The 12,227-nt window shown below is 46.2% G+C and carries 11 protein-coding genes; 7 read left to right on the top strand and 4 right to left on the bottom strand.

Annotated features, from left to right (window positions below; all coding sequences use genetic code 11):
• Positions 1 to 94: 94 nt before the first annotated feature.
• Together rfbA and OP864_RS09835 are read left to right on the top strand one after the other, a co-directional pair.
• Complete coding sequence (gene rfbA, locus OP864_RS09840) at positions 95 to 964, top strand: glucose-1-phosphate thymidylyltransferase RfbA (RefSeq protein ID WP_270098033.1); 870 nt, start codon at positions 95 to 97, stop codon at positions 962 to 964.
• 140 nt (positions 965 to 1,104) lie between these two features.
• Positions 1,105 to 2,427 carry a citrate (Si)-synthase gene (locus OP864_RS09835; RefSeq protein WP_270098032.1) on the top strand — a complete coding sequence of 441 codons (1,323 nt, stop codon included), beginning with the start codon at positions 1,105 to 1,107 and terminating at the stop codon, positions 2,425 to 2,427.
• A 425-nt stretch (positions 2,428 to 2,852) separates the two neighbouring features.
• On the opposite strand, the gene OP864_RS09830 is transcribed toward OP864_RS09835, so the two are convergent.
• On the bottom strand, positions 2,853 to 3,302 hold the full coding sequence (locus tag OP864_RS09830; RefSeq protein ID WP_002658154.1) for a T9SS type A sorting domain-containing protein: 450 nt from the start codon (positions 3,300 to 3,302) through the stop codon (positions 2,853 to 2,855).
• A gap of 211 nt (positions 3,303 to 3,513) precedes the next feature.
• Positions 3,514 to 5,100, bottom strand: a complete 1,587-nt coding sequence (locus OP864_RS09825; RefSeq protein WP_270098031.1) for an amidohydrolase family protein — start codon at positions 5,098 to 5,100, stop codon at positions 3,514 to 3,516.
• A gap of 496 nt (positions 5,101 to 5,596) precedes the next feature.
• Between OP864_RS09825 and OP864_RS09820 the strand changes: the two genes are divergently transcribed.
• The gene (locus OP864_RS09820; RefSeq protein WP_270098030.1) at positions 5,597 to 6,223 is read left to right on the top strand and encodes a hypothetical protein; all 627 of its coding nucleotides are present in this window, start codon (positions 5,597 to 5,599) and stop codon (positions 6,221 to 6,223) included.
• Here the strand turns inward: OP864_RS09820 and OP864_RS09815 are convergent.
• The gene (locus OP864_RS09815; RefSeq protein ID WP_270098029.1) at positions 6,220 to 7,506 is read right to left on the bottom strand and encodes a 1-acyl-sn-glycerol-3-phosphate acyltransferase; all 1,287 of its coding nucleotides are present in this window, start codon (positions 7,504 to 7,506) and stop codon (positions 6,220 to 6,222) included. The two genes, OP864_RS09820 and OP864_RS09815, sit on opposite strands and share 4 nt — an antisense overlap.
• An 89-nt stretch (positions 7,507 to 7,595) precedes the next feature.
• Here OP864_RS09815 and OP864_RS09810 point away from each other — a divergent pair, with 89 nt between their 5' ends.
• From OP864_RS09810 to OP864_RS09795, 4 genes are all read left to right on the top strand, one after another.
• Positions 7,596 to 8,621 carry a zinc-dependent peptidase gene (locus tag OP864_RS09810; protein ID WP_270098028.1) on the top strand — a complete coding sequence of 342 codons (1,026 nt, stop codon included), beginning with the start codon at positions 7,596 to 7,598 and terminating at the stop codon, positions 8,619 to 8,621.
• A 255-nt stretch (positions 8,622 to 8,876) separates the two neighbouring features.
• Positions 8,877 to 9,284: a 30S ribosome-binding factor RbfA gene (rbfA, locus tag OP864_RS09805; protein WP_015692796.1), complete on the top strand. Its 408-nt coding sequence runs from the start codon at positions 8,877 to 8,879 to the stop codon at positions 9,282 to 9,284.
• Between the two features lie 12 nt (positions 9,285 to 9,296).
• A complete protein-coding gene (locus OP864_RS09800; RefSeq protein WP_270098027.1) occupies positions 9,297 to 10,547 on the top strand; it encodes an ABC transporter permease in 1,251 nt (416 codons plus the stop codon).
• Position 10,548: 1 nt separating this feature from the next.
• Positions 10,549 to 10,935, top strand: coding sequence for an SET domain-containing protein (locus OP864_RS09795; RefSeq protein ID WP_270098025.1), 387 nt, complete (start codon positions 10,549 to 10,551; stop codon positions 10,933 to 10,935).
• Positions 10,936 to 11,126: 191 nt separating this feature from the next.
• Here OP864_RS09795 and OP864_RS09790 read toward each other — a convergent pair whose 3' ends face one another.
• Positions 11,127 to 12,071, bottom strand: a complete 945-nt coding sequence (locus OP864_RS09790) for a hypothetical protein (RefSeq protein WP_270098024.1) — start codon at positions 12,069 to 12,071, stop codon at positions 11,127 to 11,129.
• Between the last annotated feature and the right edge of the window lie 156 nt (positions 12,072 to 12,227).

Genomic DNA, 12,227 nt, shown 5'->3' with positions numbered 1-12,227 from the left:
GCTAGCTCAAAAAAGCTAGCTTTTTTTGGGATAAATATTGAATTATCTATATATTGACTTTTGTGCAAAAGTCAGAGAACAAAGCCATAAAATCATGAAAGGAATTATTCTAGCCGGTGGGCAAGGAACGCGTTTGTATCCATTGACATTAGCGGTAAGTAAGCAGCTCATGCCGGTTTATGATAAGCCTATGATTTACTATCCTTTATCGACCTTAATGTCGGCGGGGATTAGAGAAATTTTGATTATTTCTACGCCTCACGACCTGCCCAACTTCCAGAAACTATTGGGTGATGGCAGTCAGATTGGTTGCCAGTTTAGTTATATCGAGCAGCCTGAGCCGGAGGGCATTGCCCAGGCCTTTATTTTGGCGGAGGACTTTATTGGGGGAGATTCGGTAGCCCTTATTTTGGGCGACAATATTTTTTACGGGGATCGTTTAGACGAGCAGCTTCAGGCGGCCACAAAAGTGGAGGGCGGTTTAGTATTTGCCTATCCAGTTTCTGATCCGGAGCGTTATGGAGTAGTTGAATTTGATAAAGATCGTCAGGCGATTTCTATTGAGGAGAAGCCCCAAACGCCCAAATCTAATTATGCGGTACCGGGCATTTACTTTTATGACAATGACGTAATAGAAATTGCTCGCAACTTGGAGCCTTCTGCTAGAGGGGAGTTAGAGATTACCGATGTCAACTTGCACTATCTCAAGGCGGGTCGTTTGAAGGTCAGCCCGATGGGTAGAGGAATTGCTTGGTTAGATACGGGCACGCATGCCTCCTTGATGCAGGCGGGTCAGTTTATTGAGGTCATTGAGCAACGTCAGGGCCTTAAGATTGGCTGTATTGAAGAAGTAGCCTATCAGATGGGCTTTATTGATGCGGAACAACTAGCCCAATTGGGCGAGAAATATAAAAAGAGTGGGTATGGCGAGTACTTGTTGCACCTACTCAAAATGGGACTGTAAACTTTGGGAGTAAGCCATTGGCCGAACAAACAACCTTTTTAACTTATAGTTGTTGCTACATTGGTTTTATTCCCCATCCATATTATCACCAAAATTATCAAGCTCATTGCTGATAATGACATATTAAATATAAAATTCAAATGGACGCCTTAAAACAAAAATTTGCGGAGAAAGCCGCTGCGCTCTTTCAGGAAAACCGAGCAATGCTCAAAGAACATGGAGATAAGATTATCGACCAAGTTGCTATTCGCCAGTTATATGGTGGTATGCGCGGCATGAAAAGTATGATTTGGGAGACTTCTGAGCTAGATGCCTATGAAGGGATCCGTTTCCGGGGCTACTCGATCCGTGAGCTACGCAAGTTGTTGCCCAAGGCGCCCAACTGCAAGGAGCCTCTACCCGAGGGATTGTTCTGGCTCATGCTAGTCGGTGAAATTCCTAGCCAAGAGGAGGTAAACTGGCTAACAGCAGAATGGAAGAAGAGAGGAGAACTTCCTGCTCGCACCACTGCTATGCTAGACGCTATGCCTGCAGATACTCACCCCATGACTCAATTGAGTATGGGAATTCTATCGCTACAAAACGATAGCGTTTTTGCCAAGCGCTATGAGGAAGGCATGCCTAAGAATGAATATTGGGATGCTTACTATGAAGATAGCATGAACCTCATTGCTAAGCTTCCTCGCTTGGCGGCTTATATCTACCGCCGTACTTTCCACAATAATGAGCATATTGCTGCTGATCCTAGCCTAGACTGGGGAGCTAACTTTGCTCATATGCTTGGTATTTCTGAGCATGACGACTTTAAGTCATTGATGCGTTTGTACCTCACTATTCATGCAGATCATGAAGGTGGAAATGCCTCTGCACACAGCACGCATTTGGTGGGTTCTACGCTTAGCGACCCTTACTACTCACTCTCTGGCGGTATGAACGCCTTGGCTGGTCCCCTTCACGGTTTGGCCAACCAAGAGGTGATCAAATGGATCTTGGAAATGGTAGAAGAACTAGGTACCGATACGCCTACCAACGAGCAAATTACAGAATATATCAACCAAACTTTGGAAGCGGGTAAGGTGATTCCTGGCTACGGTCATGCGGTTCTTCGCCAGCCCGATCCTCGTTATATTGCTCAACGCCACTTTGCCGAGGAGTATATCAAGGATGACGCTATTGTCAGCATCGTTTGGAAGCTCTTCACTATTGTTCCTCCCATCCTTCAGGATTTGGGCAAAGTGAAAAACCCTTGGCCCAATGTAGATGCTCACTCTGGTGCGCTACTCATGCACTACGGCCTCAAAGAGTTTAGCTTCTACACCGTACTTTTTGGTGTGTCTCGCGCCATGGGTGTTTTGGCCGCCGGCGTTTGGTCTCGTGCCCTCGGTATGCCACTAGAGCGTCCTAAGTCAATGACTTCTAAAGCCATCAAAGAGTTTTTGAAGAAAAGCACTGTAGAAGGATAATTTCCTGCCTAACAGCATAAACTAAAGCCCATAGCAACGCAAGTTGTTATGGGCTTTTTTATAATTCGGTCGTCAAAGACAAACTAAGGTTCTTCTTATCTATTTTGGGGCCTCCGCTGCGGCTACGCCTTGCGGCGCTACCTTTACTCCCTTTGGTCGTCGAACGGCGAACTAAAGTTCTTGTTGTCGCAGCTCGATGTTTTTTTGGGGCCTCCCGCCTGCGGCGGGCGCTACGTTTCGCAGCTCGCTATTCGCTCGGCCCTTCGCCGCCTTCAGCGGCTCGGTCTGGCCCTGCGGGCCCCTGCTGCACATCGCTAGGCCTGCGGCCCTTCGGGCCTGCAAAACCGCAAAAGGGCCAAGTATGGGCATAAAAAAAGGGCAGCAGAACAAACTGCTACCCTTTATACATTTCAGACGACAGGAGATTACTGACGCTTGATAGTTACTTTGCGGTTAAGCTCAGCACCAGACTCATCAGTGATCTGGAACATGTAAGTTCCGTCATCGAGAGTTTCTACATTAAGTGCATTGTAGTTGCTACCTTCATTAAGGTCCATCACACGGTGGGCAGCCAACTCATAACCTTCTTCATCGAACATTTTCATGGTTACGTCCTTCTGCTCTTCAGATTTTAGAGAGAAAACGAAAACATCATTTTCAACGGGATCATCAGAAGCGATCATCTCGATGTTCATTACTTTGGCTACTTTTTCAGCGGCCATAAGGCTAGTGTAGATAGTAGCTACAACTTCTTTGTCGTCACCATTGTCCATAAGTAGAACAACAGCTACCATTTTGTCCTCATTTTGAGGTGCAGCAAATGCGAAGCTATTAAAAGCGAGCACAAATGCAAGTACAGCGGTTAGGATTCTCATAATGCATTAGTTTAAGAATGATAAAAATAGAATTCTAGATTAAAAGTAGGGGGCAAAAGTCAGATTTCCAAATATTTAGGTCACCTTAACCCATAATTAATTTCTATTTGTCTATCAATAACGGTATTTGGCCTAATATATTGGCCTTTCTGACGTAATTCTACTTAAAAGAATGCAACTCTAGCTATTTAGCTATATAAAATTTTGAATTTTAACCTTCCGACGAATAGCTAGGTAAATTGCGCAGGGCAAAATTTCGTCCATTTTCGTACATAAATTTGCGTATAATTTCTTCTGGGCTAAGGTCAAACATCAGGGCCTCTACTTCCTCTTTAGTGAACAGATCAAAGATAGCTTCTGGTTCCTGCAAAAAGGCATAAAGGTCTTTGGCCAAAAGAGGCATATCGGCAGAGCTAGCATAGCATTCAAAGGGGGCAATCATGCCGTCAAAGTCAGAGCCCAGCGCCAATATATCCCAGGCAGAGGGTTCGTTTACAGCCTTTACGGTAGCAAAAACATTGGCCATAATGACCTGAACATAGAGTTTTCTTCTTTGAGCTGAGCCTTCTACGGTTTGTTCTACAGCCTTTTTGGCCTTATTGCCCATCAGGCGGTATTTATCCAGCATAATGCCGACAATGCCTTTAGATTGATGTATTTGGCGAATATCCTCATCGGCCAGGCTGATGGTCCAGCGATTGAGGTAAGCATGTTTATTTTTGGCCTTATTGTCTTTGCGCTTAAAGGCCTTGTCATGAATAGAGCAGCCCGCTACTGTAGAATGCGAACTAATGATGCCTACGGTATCTCCTTGGGCGCGGAGTTCTTCTAGATAGCTATAGTACCAAAGGCGAGCATCTAGACTCATATGTTTTACATCGACTAAAATGCGGCGACCATTTTCTTGGTCTAGCATTTTCTTAATCACTTTTTTGCCCAAGGGGGTCAGCCCCTCTCCTACTCCTTTTTTGCCTCCAAACACAAAAGTTTGTAGTCCGCTAAAGGTTCTTGCATGTCCAGAAAGGCCATTCCAGAAAAAGTGGTTGATGTTCATGCTCAAAATGGGCTGCTCCAAATAATCCTCCTTACCTTCGGTCAGGGGCAAAACCCCTTTCATGCGGTCTACGTTCTTTAAGTAGAACTGGGCATACTCTTCTGTTTGAGAAATGTCATTTTCTTCTAAGGAAAGCCCCAAACTATGCCCGCCCTCTATATTTAATACAATGGCCAGTTTATGCTCATCGGCCAAGAGCTCTTGCAGATGCTCTCGACTTTTGGCCACCTCATACTGCTTGGGCATGGCGTTCATATAATAATTTTGGCCCTCTGCCGCCAATACATATTCTATATTGGCCCGCAAATCTTCATAGTAGTTAATCTGGGCCTTACGGCAGGGCATATCCTCAAGCTCTACTCCAGAGACACAGGCCATGGTCCCCTTCCCCTTTTTCTTTTCATTCAATAAACGCACATGCATCATTCCCTTTTCTAAAGGCGTAAGCGATAAAAAGCCTAGGCCCACATTTCCCTGCATTAAGCCCTCAAAATGACATTGCGAATAGCGAGGGACCTCCTTAGAGCTACTCACAAATAATTTAGATAACTTGCCCTCACAATTATGATTGATGGGCTCCCAAATACTATAACTACAAACATCCAAAGAATTGAAAGGCTTGAGCGCAGAATGTAAATGCACATCCGTATAAGGAAAATCTAAAAGGCTAAAAGATGTCGCCTTTTGGGCCGATAAAGAAAGCCCGAGCAGTAAAAAAAAGGGGAGGAAGGAGACTTTTTTCATTTTTTTTGATTGTACGTTTATTTAATTTATAAAATTGTATAAAAAAAAGTAGTGCTTTTGGCCCTACTAGTTGTTTCTAATATAGGCATTTTTATTGGGTAATCAACTAATTGTCAAAATTTTGTTATCGTATACTGACCAATTTTGGCGCTACAAAGGGCCGAAGGCCCGCGGCTGAGGGATGGAAAGGGTGGCCACAGGCCAGACCGAGCTTTTTGAGCGAAGCGAAAAAAGCGATGGGCCGAGCAGACCTGCGAGCCCGGCACAGCCCGACCCGCCCGCAGGGCGGGGCAGCCCCAAATAAAAATAAGGAATAAACAGGCTTTATCGAACCTAGAGCCCCCTGTTTTCGTCTATACTGAAAGACTTTGTATGATCGTTTAATTTACTAAAGAAAACTTAACTTTTGGTAAGATATTTGGTCTAAATAGAGACAGCACTGGCCCCTTATTGGGCCTTATTTTTTAGCTAAAAAGCAGTTTTACGCCCTAATTTTATGTTTAACCTCAACTATCAAGCGCCCAGGCCTATTCATGTTCCGCTAACGGTTAACCGACAGCGGGCGGTTTTGGAGCATTATATTCAACCCGAAACCAAGCTAGAGCAGATTCTCTTGATGGATCCGGCTTGGCTGCGTGGTGCCTTTTGGGGTAAGCCTCGACCTGGCCATCCCGAGGGGCAAATTCTTTTTCATATCCAAGATGTTTTGGCCAATATCAATGCCGTGAATTTTTCGGCCGATGTGCGCCAAGATCTTCGTTTGGTCGCTATTATTCACGATACCTTTAAGTATTTGGAGGAAAGCCAGCGCCTTAGAAGAGATTGGTCTAAGCATCATGCGGCAATTGCTAAGCGCTTTGCCAAAAACTACTTGAGCGATGAGCGGCTTTTGCAACTGATTGCCCTGCATGATGAAGCCTATTATGCTTGGAAATTTTGGCAAAAAGGCCGCAAGGAGGAGGCAGAAAATAAACTGGCCCAAACTTTTAAGCAGCTTGGACCAGAAAATAAACAGCTCTTCTACAACTTCTTTAAATGTGATACTTGGACGGGCAATAAGACCCAACAGCCCATTGCCTGGTTCGAAAATAAAGTGAAGGATATTGATACTTTTCAGTTCTAAAAATCAAAATCTTGACGCAAGGCCTGCAGTAGCGATTTTCCCCGCTCTTGCAGGCTTTCTTTTTGGCTAGCCCCCAATTTCATCCAGCGCAGTTTGGCCAAAAATAAAAGGGCCGCATCTCGCATCCGAACATAAAATAAGCTTAGGCAAAGGACCAATACAGGCAAAAGCAAACCCAAGCCACCAAAGTAGATCAAGCCCAAAACACTCCAAATTAAGCTGTAGGGCAGCCAACAAACTAGGGCAAAGGCCATGGCCATAGGGCCCCAAAAATGCTGACTTTTAGGCGAGCGAATAAAGTGCGCCCTCAAGGCCCGAATAGCCGTAAATAAGGGCCAAGAAAGTAGCCAACCCGCCAAATAAAGCGGCAAAAACAGAATAAATAAAACAGGCGAAATTGGGTTTTGCTGAAAAATGGCCAAGGGCAATTTATGCTCGGCCAAAGCCCCAAAATAATCTCGACAAGCGGCCAAATGCTGCGCTTTTTTCTCTTCCTCCAAGGCATTGAGCTGCTCGGTTAAGCGCTGATCTTCGCCTAAGGCACCCGCATCAGCCTGTAGGAAGCCGCTGGCTTGGCCCTGGCCCTGACGGGCAAAACTGTAGAGGTATTCGGCCAGTTCTTCATCCTCTTCTCGCTCTATCCAAATGACTTCTTTGGCCAAGGCTTCTCGCATGGCGTAGGTCAATAACTTGGCCCCTCTTTGTGGGTCTTTTTCGTAATCTTCTTCAAAATCTCGGACCGAAAAGCGCTCGCCAATGCTAATTTTGACCTCGGCCCGCCAATTTTTATGATGGCTAAAGTTGACCCCAATGGGCAAAACTTGCAAATCTTGGCCCGCTGGCAATTGCTCCAAAGTAGAAAGCGCCAAACGAGCCGTTCCCGTCCGAAAATGCCGCAAACGCTTTTCCATCACGCAATTTCCCTCTGGCGCAATGAGTAACGCCAAGCCCTCTTTTAAATAAGCCTGAGATTGCTGTATGGTCGGGACATTTTGGTCCAGCTTCCGCAGGCCTTCCTCGGCCCGCATGATGGGCAAAATGTGAATTTGCCGATAAAACCAACGGGCCCAAGGATTGCTAAAAACCGACGCCCTGGCCCAATAATAAATAGAGCGGGGCAGAAATGCCCCCAAAATGAGCATTTCCGTAAAAGCAGTCGAATGATTGACAATAATCAATAAAGGCCCATTTTTGGGCAAACTCTGCTTTTGACGCCAATACATACGGCGAAAAAACCCAAAGAGCAATAAGCGAACAAACTGGCGCAATACGGTATAAATCATAAACTAGATATTGGAGGGCAAAACTAGCAGTTTTTAAGCTAAAAGCGGTATTTTCAAGCCAAACTCCAAGCTTCATCTTAGATTTGCCTATGCTACTCTCTGCCAAAAAAATCCGCCTCAATCAACTGCTATCCCTAGCCATTGTGCTTATTATTAGCGCGACCTTTCATCTATTTACTTATGCTAGTGCAGTTAGTACAGAACTATTTTATATCCTAATTGCAACCAATCTGGTCGTCAGCTATAATATATATAGCATTCTGACCAAAAAATACCGAGAGCGGCAAAAGCTAGAAAACACACCTTTCCCCGAAAAATGGCGGGAGATTCTGGAGGAATATGTGGCCTTTTATCGCGCTCTTTCTGAAGTAGATAAAAGACGCTTTGAAACCGAAATCCAAATCTTTTTGCATGAAACCCGAGTCACGGGCGTCAAAACTGAGGTGGATGACCTCACTTTGGTCCTAGCTGCCGCCAGCGCCGAAATTCCCGTTTTTAGCTTTCCCGATTGGGAGTATGAAAACTTAGGCGAAATCCTCATTTATCCCGGCGCTTTTGATAAAAATTTTCGCACCGAAGGCCATGGCCGCTCCGTTTGGGGCATGGTGGGCACGGGCGTGATGCAGGGCATGATGATTCTCTCTAAACCGGCCCTAATTTCTGGCTTCCAAAATTCTGGCGATAAGCTCAATGTGGGCATTCATGAGTTTGCTCATTTGCTAGATGCCGCCGATGGCAACTACGATGGCGTGCCCGAGGTCTTTTTGCAAAACCAATATTTGGAGCCTTGGCTAGAGGTCATGCACAAAGAAATTGAGAACATCAAGGCGGGCAAATCGAATATGAATCCCTATGGGGCCACTAATAAGGTGGAATTTTTTGCCGTGGCCAGCGAATACTTCTTTGAGCGGCCCGAAGTCATGCAAAAAAGAGAGCCCGAGCTTTACGAGCTGATGCAAAAGATTTTCCAACAAGATACCAAACAGCATTTTCGCCTAGCGGCCCAAGCCATGATTGGCTATAATGGGCGCAAACTGGGCCGCAATGCCCCTTGTCCCTGCGGCAGTGGCAAAAAGTATAAGCAATGCTGCCTTAAAAATGCTCGTCAGTATTAAGGAAATTTGGGGCTTTAAGCTTCTGAACGATAAAATTAAAAAAGCTGCCCGCTCTTTTTTACCTTTGCGTTTGGCCCATTGGCTAGGCGTTTATTGGCCTAGCGCTGTGTAGGGGTGGCCGTTAGGCCAGACCCAGCGGGCGCAGCCCGCGCAGGGCCGAGCAGACCTGCGAGCCCCGAAACATAGCGGCGGCCAAGGGCGGCCAAAGGCCGAACTGGCCGCAGGCCCCAAAACCAGCATAAAATAATAATAGAAATGGAACAGCAAACGATAAAACAGCGGCAAGTAGCTGCTATGATTCAAAGAGAATTTTCTGTGGTCCTCCAAAATGAAGGCCGCCTCATTTATGGCGATGCTTTGGTGACCGTTACCCGAGTGCGCATGAGCTCTGATATGGGGATTGCTTATATTTACCTCAGCGTCTATAATAGCGTATACAAGCAGGAAGTGATTAAGGAAATGTGGGAAAATTTGGTGCGTTTGCGGACCGAATTGGGCAAGCGCATTCGCAAACAGGTGCGTCGCATTCCTCGCCTCAAGTTTTTTATTGATGACACCTTGGACCAGGTGGAAGAGATCGATAAGCTCTTTCAGAAAATCAATGGAGAAAAGAATACGATGCGCTCGATGAAAGAGGCGCAGCAGGACCGTGAAGAGGACTAAATTCCCCAACTTATGCGTTTAGCCTTTTGGATTGCCCTGCGCTATATTTTTTCTAAGAAATCGACCAATGCCATTCATTTGATCTCTGCCATCTCGGTTTTCGGGATTGGCCTAGGGAGTATGGCCCTATTGGTCATTATGTCGGTCTTTAATGGCTTTGAGGAATTGCTCCAAAGCCTGATGAATAGCTTCAAACCGGAGCTTTTGGTCTCGCCTATAGAGGGCAAAGTTTTTTCTCCAGAAGAAGAGCAAATTTTGCATTTGCAAGATCATCCCGATATTTTGGCCCTTAGCCAAACCTTAGAAGAAATTGCCCTTTTTGAGTATGAGGGCCGGCAAAATTTGGGCAGTCTAAAAGGGGTAGACCCTAGTTTTTGGGAGGTCTTGAGCTTGGATACCTGCATTGAGCGGGGCAAGCGGCCTTTGCCCAAAGACTTTGCCGATGATAGCCAGCCGGTGGGCTTGCTCGGCGCTACTTTGGAGCATACCTTAGGGCTGCGGGCCCTACGCGATCGTCCGGTAAAGATTTTTATGCCCAAAAGAGAGCTCAAAAAGTATACGGCCACCACGGGAGAGCCTTTTCGCAAGCGGAACTTTTATCCGGGGGCCATTTATGCGGTTCGGCAAATTGACTATGATAATATGGCCATTTTGCCCCTGGCTTTTGTCCAAGATGTATTGGCTTATCGGGCGGGGGAAATCTCGGCTTTGGAGCTGCGCCTGCGGCCTGGCGCCAATGAGCAGAGCGTTCAAGCTGCCGTTCAGGAGATTATGGGCCCAAAATTTAAGGTCCAAAACCGCTACCAACAAGATGAGGCCTTTTATAAAATTACCAATATGGAAAAATGGGTGGGCTTTCTAATCTTTGCCTTCACCCTGCTTTTGGTGGCCTTCAATATGGTGGGCGCGCTCTGGATGCTGGTCCTTGAAAAAAAGGCCGATATTGCCCATTTGCAAGCCATGGGCGCCCAAAAATCGCTTTTGCGCAATATCTTTTTGGCCGAGGGCTTTTTACTCTCTGCCTTTGGCCTCTTTGGCGGCTGCCTGATGGCCGTTTTGCTTTGCCTTTTGCAGCAAGAGTTTGGCTTGGTGGCCCTAGAAGGGGCCGGCAGCAACTTTGTGGTGCAATCTTATCCCGTGAGCATGCGCCTAAGCGACTTTCTGATTGTCATTATTACCGTTTTAACTATAGGAACTGGGGCCGCTTATTTGCCCGCCTTACGAGCAAGTCGCATTAGTTCTGGACCAAATCAAGCCGATTAAGATGCAACGATTAGACTTTATCTATTTTAAGGATAGCCCCAAGGGGGGCCGCGGCGTTTTTACCGCCGATTATATTCCCAAAGACACCCTGATCGAGATCTGCCCCGTCCTGCTCCTCTCTAATGAAGATCGAGAAAAAATTCATCAAACCTTTTTGCACGATTACTATTTTCTCTGGGATGATCAGGGCAAACAGGCCGCTATTGCCCTGGGCTACGGCTCTTTGTACAACCACTCCTATCAGCCCAATGCCTATTATCAGATGAATAAAGATGGCCAATCTATTGATGTTTATGCGGGCGAGGATATTGAACCTGGCCAAGAGATTTGCTTCAATTATAACGGCCAACGCTTTGATGATAGCCCCCTTTGGTTCGAGGCAAAGTAATTTATTAAAGATTTGGGGCCTCAGCAGCTAAAGCTGCTGCGCTATGTTGCGCAGCTCGCAGGTCTGCTCGGCCCTGCAGCCCTTCGGGCTTTGGTCTGCGGCTGCGCCGCACTGCTCCACAGCGCTAGGCCAACAAAAAAGCGAGCTCAGCCAAATGGCTGAGCTCGCTTTGCGTTAATGCGGCTAGGCGTTTAAATTGGACCAGCGGGTAATTCATTGGCTGGGCGCAACTGTAGGCGAATCAAAGTATTCACTTTTTCGTCTAGCTTCATCTCTTCTTGATAAGGCTCAATGAGCGCTTGAGTGCGAATGCGGCCCAAGGGGTAATTTTTTCCATCTTGGCGATAAAAACCCACAATTTGTTGCAGCAAATCACCCATCAACAACGCCTGCTGATGCGACTTTTCGCCGAGTAGCTCGGCCGACTCAATACCTCGGTCCAAAGCCACCGCACTAAGATCGATCCGCAATTCGCCTTGTTGGATTTTATGTTGTATATCTTCGGGCAAGTTCATCCACCATTGCTGCATCGTTTGCAAATTAGCTTGGCGAATGCTGGCCGTAGTCAAATGCACCTCTTGGTCAAAACTCTTCAAATCAGTGGATACCTTTTTCAGGATATGGATAGAAGTAGAGCCCTCTGTACTGGCCAGTTCTGCTGTCTTATTGAGTAAAGTGGTATTCACTCTAAACGTCATTTCTGGGCTACTGCCAATAATTTCTTCTAGGGCCTCACCAGTTTGCTCAATTTGAGGGTCTGTTTGTTCGGGCTGCATTTTGGCCTCATCGGTAGAGCTAAGCTGCGTGACCAGCTCGAGCTCCACCTCTTTTCTTTGGATTTGCTGCTGCACATTTTCGGGCAACTGCTCCCACCAAGCCCGCAAAGCGGCCAAGCGCTCTGCCGATAATTCCTTTTGGCCCAACTCTTCCTCCTTCATGGCAATTTCAATAGAGTGCTCCTTCATTTCTAAACGAAGAGAGATACTATCGGCCATAGGAGCAGGCGATAAAACTGGGCGTTCTGCCAACTCCTTTTCTGTAGGAATTTGGCTAAGTGCTGCTGCATCTTTCATTTCTGGCTGGCAGCTATACAGACAGAACAAGAGGAGGACAAAAGGTCCATATATGTACTTCATAGGTGTAGGGCGTTGAGCAGCTAAGGTATAAAAAATAAAGCCTCTAGTTATAGGTATATTACTAGAACGTAGAATTATTCTTAATTGCTTAGTAGATAGGCAATTTCCTTAACATTTTCTTCAAAAATATTGCCATGGCCTTAAGCTTTCCCTTTA

The sequence above is a fragment of the Saprospira grandis genome (genome assembly GCF_027594745.1).
Taxonomy (GTDB): domain Bacteria; phylum Bacteroidota; class Bacteroidia; order Chitinophagales; family Saprospiraceae; genus Saprospira; species Saprospira grandis.
The sequence above is the reverse complement of the archived record's forward strand: the minus strand, read 5'-3'. Positions and strand labels throughout refer to the sequence as shown.

Bases quoted from the DNA above. Each gene is read 5' to 3' on its own strand.
- rfbA (WP_270098033.1), top strand. From the start codon at position 95: ATGAAAGGAATTATTCTAGCCGGTGGGCAAGGAACGCGTTTGTATCCA.
- OP864_RS09835 (WP_270098032.1), top strand. From the start codon at position 1,105: ATGGACGCCTTAAAACAAAAATTTGCGGAGAAAGCCGCTGCGCTCTTT.
- OP864_RS09830 (WP_002658154.1), bottom strand. From the start codon at position 3,302: ATGAGAATCCTAACCGCTGTACTTGCATTTGTGCTCGCTTTTAATAGC.
- OP864_RS09825 (WP_270098031.1), bottom strand. From the start codon at position 5,100: ATGAAAAAAGTCTCCTTCCTCCCCTTTTTTTTACTGCTCGGGCTTTCT.
- OP864_RS09820 (WP_270098030.1), top strand. From the start codon at position 5,597: ATGTTTAACCTCAACTATCAAGCGCCCAGGCCTATTCATGTTCCGCTA.
- OP864_RS09815 (WP_270098029.1), bottom strand. From the start codon at position 7,506: ATGATTTATACCGTATTGCGCCAGTTTGTTCGCTTATTGCTCTTTGGG.
- OP864_RS09810 (WP_270098028.1), top strand. From the start codon at position 7,596: ATGCTACTCTCTGCCAAAAAAATCCGCCTCAATCAACTGCTATCCCTA.
- rbfA (WP_015692796.1), top strand. From the start codon at position 8,877: ATGGAACAGCAAACGATAAAACAGCGGCAAGTAGCTGCTATGATTCAA.
- OP864_RS09800 (WP_270098027.1), top strand. From the start codon at position 9,297: ATGCGTTTAGCCTTTTGGATTGCCCTGCGCTATATTTTTTCTAAGAAA.
- OP864_RS09795 (WP_270098025.1), top strand. From the start codon at position 10,549: ATGCAACGATTAGACTTTATCTATTTTAAGGATAGCCCCAAGGGGGGC.
- OP864_RS09790 (WP_270098024.1), bottom strand. From the start codon at position 12,071: ATGAAGTACATATATGGACCTTTTGTCCTCCTCTTGTTCTGTCTGTAT.